The following is a 15,453-nucleotide window of genomic DNA, read 5'->3' on the forward strand; positions in this document are numbered from 1 at the left end:
CAGCCAACGATCGCCATGAAGTGACGTCGGGGCTGTGAGCTGGCTCACATTGGCAGGACGCAACCATTGATAGTGTAAGCAAAGGCCGCCTAGGTCGGGGAAGGGTTTCTTACAACAAAATATCCTGGTGGTGAAACACAGCTGGTCCCTCTCAAGAGCGGAGAGCATCCATGTGGAAGACAGGATTTTCCATTGACGTTGCGCAGCAAAGACCCGGCGATGGGGCCCAAAAACACATCGCAGAACCGGTTGGTGAAGATCTGGCGGCTTCTTATCGGCGGCTGGAGTGGCAAGTCGGAGGGAGGCCTGAACGGTTGGATCATCTTTGGTTTGCATTATAGCGCGCTACTGCCGCGGTTGCTTATAGCAGTCGCCTTTTTTGGGCTGTTTGCCGGGTTAGACTCATTGTTTGTCTGGTTTAAGTTTACCTGGCTCGACTGGAGCTGTGCTCAGTCTCTCGCTCTTCTCGCGGTCGCCGGTTATGCTTCCCTTCTTGGCCTCAGGTTCGTTGTCAGCATCGCAGAATCAGCAGAATTAAAAGACTTTTGCCGGGCTGTCGCTGCGATGTGGTTGCCAATCGCCGTTATGGCTCTCGCGGCCTATCTTCTGTTTGTCAATGATCAGGGGCGGGAACTTGGCCTCGGTCTGATGGACACTGAAGTCACCTGGGTCACTCGGGTCCGGACCAGTGCACTCTGTCTCGTCCTTTTCTATTGGGCTCTGAGCGCATGGTTGTCAGCGAGGATTGGACTCAGTCGGACTTTTGAGCACCCCAAAAAGCATCAGGTTCTCCTGTTCTGGGGACCCCGACTTGTCGGCGTCCTTGCCCATTTTCTGGCTGCGTGGAGTCTCTCTTGCGCGGCGCTGAAAGATAGTGAGTTTACCCATACGGTCCCGAATGTTCTGCTTGTATTGGTTGCGCCAAGCGCCATTCTGCTCGCCATACTGTTTGTATGGTTCCTGGATCATGGGGTGATTTCCCGCCGAAACCGAAGTCATGCCGCCCAGCGAGCGAGCGCCCGTCGGAATATGTGGGTGGTTGTGGGCCTTGGAGTTGTGTTCTTCAGTTTCCTTCGATGGTGGCCGGAACCCCTTCCGACGGGACTCCTTCCCGGAACATTGACGATATCAATCTCAGCGATAGTCTTTTTGACTTTGATCAGCTGGTTCCGTCGTAGGGTGCCGCGCGGACTTGATGCTCAGGCAGAAGCGAGGATCTCGTGGAAATGTGGTTTGACGCTCGCAGCAATCATGTTCTCCGGCACGGTCTTTATCTGGTTCACGCCGGTGGGAGTTGGCCAACTCTTTGGGTCGCTGATCATTGCGTTCTTCGCGTTCGGTTCATTCCTGGTTGCGGCCAATCTGTTGGATCTCATTGCAGAGGCCGTGGCGCAGGATTGCAAGGGGCGTGGCTTCAAGGCGGTTCACAGACGGGCTGTATGGTGTGCTTTCCTCGGGCTATTGGTGTTGCCCGGGCTATTGATGTCGTTTCGCAACTATCATCGTGTTCGGCTCTGCGTCCCGCAGTGCAACGTCGCCACTGACCACAATCAGCGGCCGAAGGTAGCGGAGGCGGCTCTGGCGTGGTACCGGCAGGCTAAACCTGTCTACGATGCCATCAAACCCGGAGAGCCCGTTCCACTTTTCATCATCGCGACTGCGGGAGGCGGCATTCGGGCCGCCTATTGGACGGCGACCGTTCTTGAGACGCTTGAGAAAGAATTGGGTCCTGAGGCCATCCAACATCAGTATCCCGATGCCGGCAAAGCTGCGGCCGATGGGTTGATGCGGCATCTCTTGTTCGCTATCAGCGGCGTCTCCGGTGGTAGCGTTGGATCGGCCGCGTATATCGCAGAGGTAGACGACCATGCTGTGAATAAAAGTCGTCCGGTCCAGCCGACCTCATATCTCAAAGCTGATCTTCTGGCGCCAGGGCTCGCAAGCCTCGCCTTCATAGACATTCCATCCAACTTTCTGCCTGACTTTGGACAGATCGATCGCGGTGATGCACTCGAAACCGGATTCGAAAGCGCGCGAACTCGGAAGGATGATCCAGGCCGCCTGTTGTCTCGTTCCTTTCTCAGCTTCTTCCCCAAACTCGGGGCGCCGCAAGCAGAAGTAACATGGCGGCCAGCGGTACTGTTCAATGCCACCCATCAGGGGACCGGGCGGCGCATCATTACCAGCAATCTCAAGATTGATCGGGACACCTTTGTCGACAGCTACGATGCTCTCAACCTGCTCGGATCCGACATGCGGCTCAGCACGGCTGCCCACAACAGCGCTCGCTTTACCTACGTTTCTCCCGCGGGCAATCTAATCCCTGCTACCCCTCCCGCTGGCAAGCCAGACCCTACCGACGGCAAGCAACTGTCTTTCGTTGACACTCTAATCGCTTACCCCCGCAAGCTTTATGACTGGCTCACGCCAAACAGCAACTCCCACGGTTTCGTAATCGATGGCGGTTACTTCGACAACTACGGTGCGCAGACGGCGTTCGAGCTCGCCAGCAAGGCTATTGAGGCGATCGGCAAAGACAAGATCAGACCTGTGATCCTGCAGATCAGCAGCGATCCAACAATGGAAGTGTCCACGCTGGTCCGCCAGCGATGCAGGCGCAACGGCGAAGACGGCGAGTTCCTCGCGGCGCCTCCCGAGGAAGGCAGAATCGTGTCGCTCGTCAACGAACTGAGCGCTCCCCTGAAGGGGATCATGTCGGTGCGGGGAGCTCACGGCTTCGCCGCCGTCACCAGCCTTGCCCATTTGTGCTGTGAAGATTCGTCGGCGGCATCACACCCCGCTAGCATCGAGAGCGGTAAAGCAGCTCCCGCAGCGACGAAACGCGTGTTCGTTCATTTAGCCATGTGCCAGGCTGCAACTAATGACAAGCGCAAGCCTATCAATCCGCCGCTCGGGTGGGCGCTTTCCAAAGCAACCCGGGATAAGTTCGAGAAGCTATTTGAGAGGTGCGACAACGACAAGGAATTAGAGAAGCTCAAAGAGGCTCTGGGCGTAAAATCCAATGAAGCGACGCAAACGGAAGCTTACAGCAATCCTAAACCAGATCGGTCGTGAGCGTGGTCTGCGCGGTTGACTAAGCGTGGATTTTCTAAAGGCGTCAGATGTCGCTTTGGGTCACTCGCGTCGATTTTGGCATGTCCGGAATATGTCCGGCTACGAGGTAATCTCGGAAATACCGATTGTCCTATTTTGCCGGTTGAAGGCGGACTTTGAATGGGCTGCCATCAGGTCGTTTCTGCCGAATAAGCCGCGTGGCATTCGCCGTGTTGACGACCGGCGCGTCCTGAACGGCGGGGGATGATCGGACGAGGTCTGCATGCGGCGCGTCGCATCGAGGGACTGGCTCCGCTCGGCGCAATTTGACGACGCGCATGAAAAGAGGCCCCGTGAAATTTCACGGGGCCCAAGTCTCGGGGAGAATAGATCTCGGGGAGAACAGGTCTCGGGATAGAAATAACTCGGGAGAAAAATCAGCTCACGCGCTTCCAGGTCTGGCCGCCGCAGAACATGCCGCCGAAGGCGCAGCCCTGGACCTTGAGCGTATTGGTGCTCTTCAGCGCGATCGTCGAGTCGTAATTGCGGCCGCTGTCGGGATCATGAATGCGACCGGTCCACTTGCTGCCCTGCGGCTTCATGTTGATCAGGATCCTTGCACCGGTGTTGACGGAATAGCCGCACAGATTGGCGCCGCATTCCTCGATGCGCACGTCGCCCTTGTTCTCTTCCGTCGACCAGATGCCGATCGGCGAGTTCGGATCGGACGCGGCGGCGGCCACCGGGGCCGGTTGCGGCGCGGGCGCAGGCGCAGCGGCGACCGGCGCGGGCGGAGGCGGAGCGGGCGGTGCGGCTTCGGTTCGTGCCGGCGTGACGGCCGCAACGGTCTGAGCGGGCGCGGGCGCAGTCGCAGCGGGAGCGGGGGGCTGCGGCGCGGTGGCCTGGGCCGGAGCCGGTGCAGGCGGTGCCGGCGGCGCTGATGTCACGGCGTCATCGTCGCCCTTGCTCTTGGAGCCCATGCCCTTGAGATCGACATTGCCGAGCGTGCCGTTATAGCCGGGCGCGGTGACCTTGACGCAGGAAATGGCGTTGCAGTTGCGCGGCGCTTCAACACGAATGCGCTCGCCGTTGATCTGAAAGGTAATTCCGCCGGCATGCGCCGAGGTGGTGGCCATCAACAATGCGGCGAGGATGTAGAGCTTCTTCATGACGGGCTCCTGAGCGGCTTGTGAGCGGTGGCGGTGAATCTGCTGCGGACCCTACGCGGCGCGAAGGAGGCGTTCTGTGATGTACGTCACGAGGTGCCCGGAAACGTCGGACCCGAAAGCGACGCAGTCAGGCGGCTCGGTGATTCAAATCACATCCAGCCGGGCTTCGCTGCGACTAGTTTTCCGCCTCACCAGCGGGGAGGCTTCCAATGAAACGATTTTGTTTTCTCGCCGTGCTGATCGCGCTCACTTCCGCGGCCCATGCCGGTCGTTCGATTTCATTCAGCGTCGGCAGCCATCGGGTGCATATCGAATCCTCCAGGCATTGCCGTTCGGTCTCGTGCACCTCGATGGCGATCTCCCGAAAACTCGGTTGGTGCCGCAAGCGTGACCGCTATAACGACGACCGCGACGTGGCCGTGCCGGTGAAGCCTGCGCCGTCTGCGCCACAGACGATCTCGCCGCCCGCACCACCGGCGACCACGGCGCCGGCCAAGACCATCGTTGCCGCGCCGCCGCCGGCCGTTTACGCACAGGCCGCATCGAGAAGCCAGATTGTCGCTGCGCCTCCGCCGCCCCCGCCGCCGGTTGAACAGGTTTCGATTCCCGTGCCGCCGCCTCCGCCGGATGCGAAGCCAGTCGAGACCGTGCAGCCTGCGCCGCAGGTCGAGCGCGTCACGCATCAGGCCGAGGAAGAGCCCTCGGATTCTCCAATCGGCGATTGGCAGACCGAAGGCAAGGGAACGGTGCGGATCGCCAAATGCGGCAATGCGCTGTGCGGCTTCGTGCTCGGTTCATCGAACGAGAAGGGCGAAGCGATCCTGATCAACATGAAGCCGGAGACGGAACGGCAATGGACCGGCGGCGTCTACAGCCAGGACTCTGGCGAGACGTATTACGGCACGATGTCGATGAAGGGGATCAACACGCTGCGCGTCGAAGCCTGCGCACTCGGCCGCTTCTATTGCTCCGGCAACAATTGGAGCCGCATCACGCGCCGCGCCGACAGCCTGGTAACGTCGTGGCAGACGTTATCGGGGTCGCGCTCGTAGAGCCTTCGTTGGTTCTGATTTGATCAGAACGGGCTCGACCTACGGATCAAGTCCGAGGGCATGCTTCGAAAACGCTATGTGCCGCACGAAAACGCCCGGTGACACGGCCACCGGGCGTTCAGGTCCATCGCTGGACGGAAAGTCTAGAACACGCCAAGCACAATGGCGCCGACGAAGGCGAGTGCAAGATACGCGGTGACAACGCAAAGTCTGCTCACGAGAGGACTCGCGAAATCCATTGGGGAAAGCTCCCTGGGTTACGTCGTGCCCGCACATAACACTTTAGGCTAGCAAAGCGTTCCCGGCCCAAAAAGTCAGCGTTGCTGTCCATCCAGGGAACTCTCCACAGGCGGCAGCCCCCGAAACATGGTAAAAAATTCGTAAAATCAATGCGTTGAAGAGTCTTTAAATAAATTGGTTGAACGTGCGGACGATGACGCACGGAGTTCGTTTGTATCTCGTCGGCTCCCTCGTCCTCGTCTCGCTAGCGGGTTGTGGCCGCGGATTTTTTCAGTCCGCCGAGCGCGAACCGTGGCGCGCCGAGGCCGAAGTCGCTTGCCTGAAGTCCGGCGCGGTCAAGGAGAGCCCGGAACTGGTCCGGATCGACCCGATCTCCGGGCCTGGCGTGTGCGGCGCGGAATATCCGCTGAAAGTGGCGGCGCTCGGCGACAACATCACCAGCTTCGGCTTTGCCGACGAAAGTTTGCGACCGCCCGGAAATATCGGCAATCAGCCGCGCTGGCCGATCACGCGCGCGCCGGCGGCGGCTCCGCCCCAATATAACTATCAAGGAAGCTATCCGAATCCGGCGCCACGGCAGCCGAACTATGCCGCGCCGTCGAACGGCCCGATCTCGCTGTCCGCGCCGGGCATCGGCCCGCAGGAGGATGACGTCGATCTGCCGCCCGAGGGCGCGCCGGCATCGCGCGACGGCGGCTATGCGCCGGCACCGTCCTATCCGCCGCGCGACCGTTACACCGCGCCTTCTTCTGCGCCGTATCCGCAGCCATCCTATTCGCCACCGCCGGCGCCGCCCGCTGCGCCGCGGCTCGGGCCGGCGCAAGGAAACTCCGTCAGCGCCTTCGGGCAGGTCTCGATGAAGCCCGCGGCGACGCTGGCGTGCCCGATCGTTTCCGCGCTCGACCGCTGGCTCAGCGATTCCGTGCAGCCGGCAGCGATGCGCTGGTTCGGCGCGCGCGTCGTCGAGATCAAGCAGATCTCGGCCTATTCGTGCCGCGGCATGAACGGTAATCCGCACGCCCATATTTCCGAGCATGCCTTCGGCAACGCGCTCGACATCGCGGCCTTTACGTTGGCCGACGGTCGCCGCATCACGGTCAAGGGCGGCTGGCGCGGCATGCCGGAAGAGCAGGGCTTTTTGCGCGACGTGCAGGCCACCGCCTGCCAGCAGTTCAACACCGTGCTGGCGCCGGGCTCCAACGCCCATCATGAGGATCACATCCACGTCGACCTGATGCGCCGCGCCTCCCGCCGCACCATCTGTCAGCCGGACGCCGTGTCGGGCGAACAGGTCGCCGCGCGCGCCGGCCAGCGTAACCCCTACGCGTCACGCGATCCATATTCGACGGGATCGCTCGGTGGCAGAAAGACCACCTCGCGCTGGTTCAAGGGCAGCAGCAAGGTCAACGAGGAGGACGAGTTCGAGGATCATTAGAGTTGCGTCGCATTCGTAGGATGGGTGGAGCGAAGCGATACCCATCAATCCCGTCCCGTTCGTGAAATGATGGGTATCGCTTCGCTCCACCCATCCTACAGCCTACCCCGTCAATCGCTCCAGCACATCCTGCACGACGCCTTTCAGCAGATCGAGTTTGTATCCCGTCATCGGTAGCGGCTTTGCACCTGATGTCGCTCGTTCTGCGGCAACGGCAATCGTTGCTATATTGGCCGCCTTTCCCTGCAACGCCGCTTCCGCAGCCGCGAGCCGCAGCGGCACCGGGGCAATGCCGCCGGCGGCGAGGCGGATGAACTGGAACGTGCCGTCCTTGATCACGGCACGGGCGCAGATCTCGACCAGCGGCCATTCGGCATGGGTGCGGCTGATCGCGCGCTTGTACAGCGCGCGCTCGCCTTGCAGCGGAACGGGAAGCTCGATGCTCTTGATCATCTCGCCCGGCTGAAGCGCGTTGTCGGCGCTGCCGTTGGAGCCGTCGCCGAGGAGGTCGCCGATGCCAAGCGAACTCCTGCGGTCGGTCGTTACTTTCGCCTCATAGGCCAGCAGCGCCGCCGCCATCGTCGAGGGATGCGGCGCCACGCAGGGGCCGAGGTCGAAGACGGCGTGATAGAGATGATTGCCCGATCGCGCCGGACAGTCGGACCCGCCTTTCTTAAGGCAGGCGATATGCGGATTTCGAAAATACCAGCAGCGCGAACGTTGCGCGAGATTGCCGCCGAGGGTGGCGAGATGGCGGATCTGCGGCGTCGCCAGGCCTTGCGCGGACGCCGCAATGCCCGGATACGCCGCGGCGATGCGCGCGTCCGCAGCGATGGCGGCAATGGTGCTGAAGGCGCCGATGCGCAGAGCCCCCTCAGTGCTCCAATGCGTCCCGATCATGTCGGGCGCGGCTGATATATCGATCAACGGTCCCGTCGAGATGCCGCTGCGCCGCCGTTCGGAGAGGTCGGTGCCGGCGGCGCGGAATTCGCCTGCTTGCGTGGCGGTCATGGCTGATAGTGTCATGCGGCGGCCCTCCCTTTGAGCGCGGCGACGAGACGGTCGGGACGGATCGGCAGTTCGGTCAGCCGAACGCCGGTCGCATTGTGGATGGCGTTGGCGACCGCCGGCGAAGTCGGCACGGTTGCGACCTCGCCAATGCCGACGCTGCCGCCGAGCACGTGATCGAAGCCGCCCTGGTCGAAATGCACGTCGATGACAGGCGTGTCCGCGATGCCGGGAATGCGATAGTCCTCCATGCCGCCGCTGAGCACATCGCCGGTGCGGGAATCGACTTCGCGGGCTTCGTACAGCGCGTAGCCGATGCCCTGGATGACGGCGCCGGCCGCCTGGCTTCGCGCCAGCGCCGGCGCCGCCACCTTGCCGATCGCAATGCCGGTGTGAACGTTGACGACGCGCACATGGCCGAGCCAGGTATCGACTTCGACCTCGACCACCTGCACCGAACTCGGCACGCCGGCGCCGATCGCAAGGTTGGAGAAGCGCCGCATCATCCAGCCGAAGATCATGCCCATGAAGCCGGCCTGCTTGAGCGGCGACTGGACGCCCGGCGATGTCGGCTTGCTGTCTTCCGGCCGCACGCTGGAAACGCTGAGGTCGGGCGATGCCGCGAGCATTTCGCGCCATGGCGCGTTGGAGCCGGGGACCGGCTGCCGTTTAGCGTTTTGCTGGATCGACGCTTTCAGTTGCTCGATCGCCAGCAGCGTCGGCGGGATTACCGAAGCCGTGACGCGGCTGCCGCCCGAGCCCGGTCCTTCCGGCAGTTGTGAATCGCCGATCCTGACCTCGATCTCGTGCGGCTCCAGCCCGAATTCGCGCGCGACCGTATTGGCGATCACGGTGCGGGTGCCGGTGCCGATATCCTGCGTCGCGGTGCTGGCGATCAGGCGTCCGCCCTTGACCGCCACTTCGACCTTCGAGCCGGGCTGCCACAGATAAAGCCAGTAGCCGGTGGCGACGCCGACGCCGCGGCGATAACGGCCGCTCTGCGCGGCGATCGGTTTGCGGTTGCGCCACACCTCCAGGCCCAGGGCCCAATCGTACAGCCGCTGCCGGTTGGGATCGGGATCCCAGCGCTTGCGCAGCGTAATCGGATCGACATTCATGCGCAGTGCCGCCTCGTCGATCGCCTGTTCCAGCGCAAAGGCCATCGGCGGCCCGCCGGGTCCGCGGAACGGAGCGCCGGCCGGCAAATTGCTGATGACGTCGAAATCGGCGAGCTCTTTTGCTTCCGCCGGATAGATCAGGCGGGCAAGTGCGGCGATGGTCGAATTGGTCGCGGCTCCAGTGTCGGCATAGGCGGTCAGCGAAAGGGCTTTCAGTTCGCCTTGCTCGGATGGCAGCAGCGCAATTTTCACTTCCGTCGCCGGCCGATAGCCGGTCACCGAAAGCTCCTCGTGCCGGTCGTAGGCAACTCTGACCGGCGCCCCGGCTTCGCGCGCCAGTTCGATCGCGGTGGTCGTCTCCACGCCGAGTGCTGCCTTCGAACCAAAACCGCCGCCGACGTGGTCGGCAATCACGCGCACCTTGTCGTGGCCGAGCTTGTAGCGCTTGGCGATCAGCTCCATCACATGAAACACCGACTGCGTCGAAACATGCACGGTCAGCCGGTCGCCGTCGAAACGCGCCACCGCGGCATGCGGTTCGAGGCAGGCGTGCTGTTGCGTGCCGGTGCGGAAGGTGCCCTCGACCAGCAGCGGATTGTTCGCCGCGCGCGCGCCCTCGACCCAGCTCCGCACTTTTTTCGGCTTCTTGGAGAACGCCGCCGACGGCCCGCGGACATTGCCTTTCCAGGGCGCCGGCGAACCGCCGCCCTCGGAGACGTTGCCGGCCTTTTTTCGCGCGGATTTTTCGAACACGACGGGCGCATCGGCCCTGCGCGCTTCATCCAGCCCGATCGCCGACGGCAGGCGCTCGCTGCCGAGCCTGATGGCGGCGATCGCGGCCAGCGCCGACTTGCGATCCCTCGCCGCGACCGCGGCGATGGGTTGGCCGACAAAGCGGACGATGCGGTCCTCGCCGAGCAGCGAGATCACTGCACTCACGCCCGGCATCGCGCGCGCCGGCGCCAGATCGAGTTCACCGATGCGCGCATGCGCGAACGGCGAGCGCAGGATCACGCCTTCGAGCTGGCCGTCATGATGGATGTCGACGGTATACTTCGCCGATCCCGTCACCTTGTCGCGGGCTTCCATGCGCGGCGGCAGGATATCGCTGCCGTCGAAGCGGCCGGCGCAGGCATCGGCCACGGCGCGGAAGATGCCGTCATAGGCGCCGCAGCGGCAGAGATGTCCCGACAGCGCGGCGCCGATTTCCTCGCGCGACGGCACCGCCGTTCCCTTTGCCGCGCGCCAGGAATCGTGAAAGGCCGCGGCCTCGACAATGAAGCCCGGCGTGCAGAAGCCGCATTGCAGGGCGTCGTGCGCCATGAAGGCCTTCTGCACGGGGTGCAGTTTTGTCGCGCCGATGCCCTCGACCGTCGTCACGTTCGTGTTCGCGGCTGATCGAGCGGGCATCAGGCAGCTCACGGCGGGCTCGCCATCGACCAGCACCGTGCAGGCGCCGCAGACGCCGGCCCCGCAGACGAGCTTGGTGCCGGTGAGGTCGAGCGCGTCGCGCACGACGTCGACCAGCAGTGCGTCGGGATCGTCGGGGAGGGGAGCGAGCTTGCCGTTGATCGTCATGGTGCTCATCTGCGATCTCCAGGTTTGCGAGGGATGGATTTCCTTGCCGGCTTCGGCTTCGCCGCAGGCTTCCGCGGCGCCGGGCTCACCGCGCCAGCCACCAGCGTCCGCAGCATGATCTCCAGATCCCTCAGGAAAGCGCCGGCCGGCTGCAGCGCCGGATAAGCGGATTTGGTGCCGTTGATCGCCATCTCGATATGCCGCGCGAAATCGCGCGGCGTCGTGGCATTGAGCGTGAGGTCCTGTTTGCGGCAGACGCGCGTGATCGTTTCCGCGAGCTGCTGGGCATAGGCGGTGGTGTATTTCTGGTAGAGGTCGCGGGCCTGCAGCAAATGTTCGGAAAACAGTTCCTCGACATGGGGCGAGCCATCGAGCGAGGCGGCCAGTTGCCCGAGCTTGGCGCTGACCGAAGCGACCAGGATGTCGGCGAGGCTGCCGCCTTCGTTCTCGGCGGCGCAGGCCGCGGCAATCTCGGCGGCGAGGGCCTCCTCATGCAGCCGTTCGATGACGGCTCGGAACAGCGCTTCCTTGGACTCGAAATGATGGTAGAGCGCCTGCCGCGTCAGGCCCGCGGCCTCTGCCGCCTGCTCGATCGAGGAGCGCCGGAAGCCGTGCCGGCGAAACACCAGCATCGCGGCGTCGAGAATGCGGATACGGGCGTTCATTTGACGATTTTGACAAAATTCGAAGAAGTGTCAAATAACGGAATCGCGAGAAGCAATGAAAAATCGCGCCGTGCAACTACGGCAAGTCCAATGCTACTGATAGGACGGCACTTTATGTGTCCGGCAGGCGTAAGGCCCGCTGCCGTCGGCGCCTTCGATGTTCGCCCTGAAATATTGTCCCATCGAGGGCGCGTTCAGAAACGCATCGAGCGTGTCCTTTGGGAGATCGCAATATTGCTGGTAGGCCGCGTGGCGCTGGACCAGCATGCGACGGCTTTCGCTGTCGTAGCAGACCCGGCTGATGACGCTGCTCCGGGTGATGTCCTGACAGTTGAACGGCTTGAGATCGACCGCGCCCCGATCCTTCACGTCAACGACCTCGGCTTCTTGCCAGGGTGCGGTGAAGATCAAAGCGAGCATGAAGGCAAGACGGGTCATGGCGTTCCTGCACCGGCAAGGGCGCGGGGATGCTGCGCCTTCAGCGAGGAGGCAAACAAGCGCCTGCGCCCCGACAGATTACACGAACCTGATCCCGATCACGTCACCCTTTTTCCAGGCGACCTTGCACGCCCTGCCGGGCGACGTCCGGTCTAACTTCAGTTGAAACTGCGGCCTGACGAATTGCAGGTCGGCGGTTCGAAAGCTCTGCCGCTTTCGTCAAGCGCGCGGCCGCCACGCTTGCCTGACGAATAGGCGGTCAAGCGGGATGCAGGTAAAGCGCGATCAGAAGGATGATCGGCAGTGGAAAGCCGACTAGCCAGAGTAGAGTGCTTCTTACAAATCTCATCCGGGCCTCTCGTTGGAGAGCAACCATCCATTGCAGGTTTGGTTCCCGGACAGCGTGGCGTGTTCCGGCCGCTCCCGTTTCCTTGCGGCGCAGATGCCATGCGGCACGAGGGGCGTCGTTCGGTTGCAGCTTCATCGGGTGGCCGGGTGACAACAACGGCATCTGTCGTACTCGCGCGAGATCATGCGTTGCGCACCATCACAACTGTCGCGACGTTCGCTTGGATCAAGACTAATTCTAAATCCCGATTTGATGACGGCTGCTCAAGCTGCCTGGAGCAATACTAATTCTAAACGCGTGATTGGCGCGCCGTTGTATCCCTTACGCACTTCATCGCAGTTGTCGCACTTGTTACTGGTCCCGCGCGAAGCGATGAGGACTGGAAATGAATGCATGCTTGAAGACCGCGGGATGGTTCGGCGCCGCGCTGCCGATGTTAGCCGCGATGATCGACGTGACGCCGGCGGAAGCGCAATCCTCCACGCGGGAATTGCCGGCCGTCGTCGTCGACCAGCCCTCACGGCCACCGGCCGCGCGATCGCGCCTCGCACCGAAGCGCCAAACCGCGTCGACGGCAAGCCGTCGCGCAGCCCAGCGGGCACAGACGACGCCCGATGCCGCGGCCGCGACAAGCGCACGAGCTGAAACCGCCACTGGCCCGGTGCGCGGCTATCTCGCCAACCAGAGCGGGACCGGCACCAAGACCGACACGCCGCTGCGCGAAACCCCGCAATCGATCACGGTGGTCACCGCCGACCGCGTCACCGATCAGGGCGCGCTTACCGTGCAGGAATCGCTGCGCTACGTGCCCGGCGTGTTCGCCGACGCCTATGGTCCTGATTCGCGCGGCGACTATCCGCGCATCCGCGGCCAGGATCCGAACATCTATCTCGACGGCACCCGCATGGTGAACACCTTCAACTTCAACGAATGGCGGCCCGAGCCCTACACGCTGGAGCGCATCGAGGTGCTGCGCGGTCCTGCATCGGTGCTGTATGGCGACACATCGACGGCAGGTCTCCTGAATCTGGTCTCGAAGCGTCCGCAGGCGGAGGCCTTCAACGAGATCGGCGTGCAATTCGGCAGCTTCAACCGCAAGCAGGTGCAGATGGACAGCACCGGCAAGCTGACCAAGGACGGCGAGTGGCTGTATCGCTTCATCGGCGTGTTCCGCGACAGCGGCACGCAGACCGATTACGTTCCGGACGACCGCATCGTGCTGGCGCCGTCGCTGACCTGGCGGCCGACCAACAACACCAACTGGACCGTGCTCGGCACCTATCAGAAGGACAACACCGGCTCCTCCACCGCGTTTCTGCCGCATGAGGGCACGCTGTATCCCGGCCCGAACGGCCTGATTCCGGTGCGGCGCTTCGCCGGCGAGCCGGGCTTCGACAAATACCAGACCGAAACCGGCGCGATCTCGAGCCTGTTCGAGCACAGCTTCAACGATGCGCTGAAAGTTCGCCAGAACATGCGTTACACCCATGTCGAGGGCATCTACCGGTCGATGTATCCGGATTTGCATTTTGTCGATCCGGCCGATCCGAATTTTCCGTTTCTCGATCCCGGCAGACGCACCGTGGCGCGCAGCATATGGAGTCGCGAGACGGTCAAGGACAGCCTGACCTCGGACAGCAATGCCGAGTTGAAATTGCTCACCGGGCCGGTGGCGCACAAGTTGTTGTTCGGCGTCGACTACCGCGAGCTCCGGGAACGCGCGCGATCCGGCTTCGCTACCGACCCCACGCCATTCGATCTCTACGCACCGGTTTACACCGGCGTGACCCCGCCGGTGCTGTCGCCCGAACCGGATCTGCGCCAAACCCAGCTCGGGCTTTATGCGCAGGACCAGATGCGGCTCGGACCGTGGCTCGCGGTCCTCGGCATCCGCCAGGACTACGTCACCAGTGATGTCGTGGGATCGCCGGTGGAAAACACCAAGGCGACCACCGGACGCGCCGGCCTGATGTATGAACTACCGTTTGGCCTGACGCCTTACGTCTCCTACGCAACGTCATTCACGCCGGTGTTCGGCTCCGGCGTCTGCCTCGATGGCATCTGCAAGGCGCAGCAGGGTGAAATGGTGGAGCTGGGCTTCAAGTACAATCCGTTTGCCGGCACCGCGATCAACGGCGCGATCTTCGACACCACCGAGAAGAACCGGCTCGCGACCGATCCCGCCAGCTCCCAGTTCTACGTCCAGACCGGCAAGGTGCGGATTCGCGGCGCCGAACTCGAGGTGATCACCCGCGTGACGCCGGACCTCGATCTGATCGGCGCCTACGCCTACGTCAACGCCATGGTGGAAAGCGGCGATAATGCCGGCAAGCGCGTCGAAACCGTTCCCGAACATCAGGCCTCGCTATGGGCGAAGTACCGTCTCACCGCGCTCGGCCTGCCGGGTGTGACGATCGGGAGCGGGGTGCGCTACATCGGCGAGTCCTGGGACGGCACCGACACCATCCGTACGCCTGATTACACATTGTTCGACGCCATGATCCGCTACGAGACCGGGCCGTGGCGGTTTCAGGTCAATGCCAGCAACATTGCCGACAAGCGTCACGTCACCACGTGCCTCGCGCGCGGCGACTGCTTCTTCGGCATCGGCCGCACCGTGCTGGGGAGCGCAACCTACCGGTTTTAGGGCGTGACGCTGAAAGGGGAGGCCGGTCTCACTTCGGCTTCGCCCGGTACGTCTGCAGAAACAACCGCATCGCGCTGTCGACCACACGCGCGATGCGCTCCGCCGATGGCGCCGGTTCTGCCTGAAACACGAACGGCAGAAACAGCGTCGCCTGGCACATCTGCATGAACTGCGCTGCGGCGAGCTGGCAGTCGTCGATCGCAAGATCGTCCGGCCCGACACGGGCCTGCAGATAATCGGCGAGACGGTTGATCGTCTTCGCCAGCACATTCTCGTAGAACCGGCGTCCGACCTCCGGCATCCGTTCGGCGATCGCCATCACCGTGCGGATCGACGATCCGCCGCCTGGCCGGCACATCGTTCCGATGTAGGTCCGGCCGAACTCCCGCAGCGTGGTTTCGACATCGCGCCTGGGGTCTAGATTGTAGGCGATCTTGCCCTTTTCGAGCGCTTCGTCCTCGACGATGGCTTCGAACAGCCGGCTCTTGTCGGCGAAATAGACGTAGAGCGTGCCTTTGGAGACGCCGGCCGACCGCGCGATCTCGTTCATGCTGGCTCCATCGAAGCCAAGATCCATGAACACCTTGCGCGCGCCGTCCAGAATCTGGCGGCGCTTCGAACTATCCTCGTCGCCAAATAGATGAATCGCGCTTGGCGTTGATGCAACCATTGGTTTATCTTCTCGCGCAAGAATTCAACC

The 15,453-nt window shown here is 62.8% G+C and carries 10 protein-coding genes; 4 read left to right on the forward strand and 6 right to left on the reverse strand.

What is annotated here, in order from left to right; all coding sequences use genetic code 11:
* The first annotated feature begins 192 nt into the window (after positions 1–192).
* A complete protein-coding gene (locus V1283_RS02405; protein WP_334384845.1) occupies positions 193–3,075 on the forward strand; it encodes a hypothetical protein in 2,883 nt (960 codons plus the stop codon).
* Between the two features lie 416 nt (positions 3,076–3,491).
* Here V1283_RS02405 and V1283_RS02410 read toward each other — a convergent pair whose 3' ends face one another.
* Positions 3,492–4,223 (reverse strand): DUF2147 domain-containing protein, encoded by a 732-nt coding sequence (locus V1283_RS02410; protein ID WP_334384846.1) that lies wholly within the window; start codon positions 4,221–4,223, stop codon positions 3,492–3,494.
* 209 nt (positions 4,224–4,432) lie between these two features.
* Between V1283_RS02410 and V1283_RS02415 the strand changes: the two genes are divergently transcribed.
* Together V1283_RS02415 and V1283_RS02420 are read left to right on the forward strand one after the other, a co-directional pair.
* Positions 4,433–5,275, forward strand: a complete 843-nt coding sequence (locus V1283_RS02415; protein ID WP_334384847.1) for a DUF2147 domain-containing protein — start codon at positions 4,433–4,435, stop codon at positions 5,273–5,275.
* 433 nt (positions 5,276–5,708) lie between these two features.
* The gene (locus V1283_RS02420; RefSeq protein ID WP_334384848.1) at positions 5,709–6,950 is read left to right on the forward strand and encodes an extensin-like domain-containing protein; all 1,242 of its coding nucleotides are present in this window, start codon (positions 5,709–5,711) and stop codon (positions 6,948–6,950) included.
* Between the two features lie 102 nt (positions 6,951–7,052).
* Here V1283_RS02420 and V1283_RS02425 read toward each other — a convergent pair whose 3' ends face one another.
* From V1283_RS02425 to V1283_RS02440, 4 genes are all read right to left on the reverse strand, one after another.
* Positions 7,053–7,976, reverse strand: coding sequence for an FAD binding domain-containing protein (locus V1283_RS02425; protein ID WP_334384849.1), 924 nt, complete (start codon positions 7,974–7,976; stop codon positions 7,053–7,055).
* Positions 7,973–10,663 (reverse strand): molybdopterin-dependent oxidoreductase, encoded by a 2,691-nt coding sequence (locus V1283_RS02430; RefSeq protein WP_334384850.1) that lies wholly within the window; start codon positions 10,661–10,663, stop codon positions 7,973–7,975. Before V1283_RS02430 ends, V1283_RS02425 begins: the two co-directional genes overlap by 4 nt.
* Entirely contained in the window at positions 10,660–11,319 is a 660-nt protein-coding gene (locus V1283_RS02435; protein ID WP_334384851.1) for a helix-turn-helix domain-containing protein, read from the reverse strand. The genes V1283_RS02430 and V1283_RS02435 overlap by 4 nt, the downstream gene beginning before the upstream one ends.
* Before the next feature lie 93 nt (positions 11,320–11,412).
* Positions 11,413–11,757, reverse strand: coding sequence for a KTSC domain-containing protein (locus tag V1283_RS02440; RefSeq protein ID WP_334384852.1), 345 nt, complete (start codon positions 11,755–11,757; stop codon positions 11,413–11,415).
* Between the two features lie 734 nt (positions 11,758–12,491).
* Here V1283_RS02440 and V1283_RS02445 point away from each other — a divergent pair.
* The gene (locus V1283_RS02445) at positions 12,492–14,753 is read left to right on the forward strand and encodes a TonB-dependent siderophore receptor (RefSeq protein ID WP_334384853.1); all 2,262 of its coding nucleotides are present in this window, start codon (positions 12,492–12,494) and stop codon (positions 14,751–14,753) included.
* A gap of 28 nt (positions 14,754–14,781) precedes the next feature.
* Here the strand turns inward: V1283_RS02445 and V1283_RS02450 are convergent, their stop codons facing one another.
* The gene (locus tag V1283_RS02450; RefSeq protein WP_334384854.1) at positions 14,782–15,423 is read right to left on the reverse strand and encodes a TetR/AcrR family transcriptional regulator; all 642 of its coding nucleotides are present in this window, start codon (positions 15,421–15,423) and stop codon (positions 14,782–14,784) included.
* Positions 15,424–15,453 lie beyond the last annotated feature (30 nt).

Source organism: Bradyrhizobium sp. AZCC 2262, from assembly GCF_036924535.1.
Taxonomy (GTDB): domain Bacteria; phylum Pseudomonadota; class Alphaproteobacteria; order Rhizobiales; family Xanthobacteraceae; genus Bradyrhizobium.

Bases quoted from the DNA above. Each gene is read 5' to 3' on its own strand.
- V1283_RS02410 (WP_334384846.1), bottom strand. From the start codon at position 4,223: ATGAAGAAGCTCTACATCCTCGCCGCATTGTTGATGGCCACCACCTCG.
- V1283_RS02415 (WP_334384847.1), top strand. From the start codon at position 4,433: ATGAAACGATTTTGTTTTCTCGCCGTGCTGATCGCGCTCACTTCCGCG.
- V1283_RS02420 (WP_334384848.1), top strand. From the start codon at position 5,709: ATGACGCACGGAGTTCGTTTGTATCTCGTCGGCTCCCTCGTCCTCGTC.
- V1283_RS02425 (WP_334384849.1), bottom strand. From the start codon at position 7,976: ATGACACTATCAGCCATGACCGCCACGCAAGCAGGCGAATTCCGCGCC.
- V1283_RS02430 (WP_334384850.1), bottom strand. From the start codon at position 10,663: ATGAGCACCATGACGATCAACGGCAAGCTCGCTCCCCTCCCCGACGAT.
- V1283_RS02435 (WP_334384851.1), bottom strand. From the start codon at position 11,319: ATGAACGCCCGTATCCGCATTCTCGACGCCGCGATGCTGGTGTTTCGC.
- V1283_RS02440 (WP_334384852.1), bottom strand. From the start codon at position 11,757: ATGACCCGTCTTGCCTTCATGCTCGCTTTGATCTTCACCGCACCCTGG.
- V1283_RS02445 (WP_334384853.1), top strand. From the start codon at position 12,492: ATGAATGCATGCTTGAAGACCGCGGGATGGTTCGGCGCCGCGCTGCCG.
- V1283_RS02450 (WP_334384854.1), bottom strand. From the start codon at position 15,423: ATGGTTGCATCAACGCCAAGCGCGATTCATCTATTTGGCGACGAGGAT.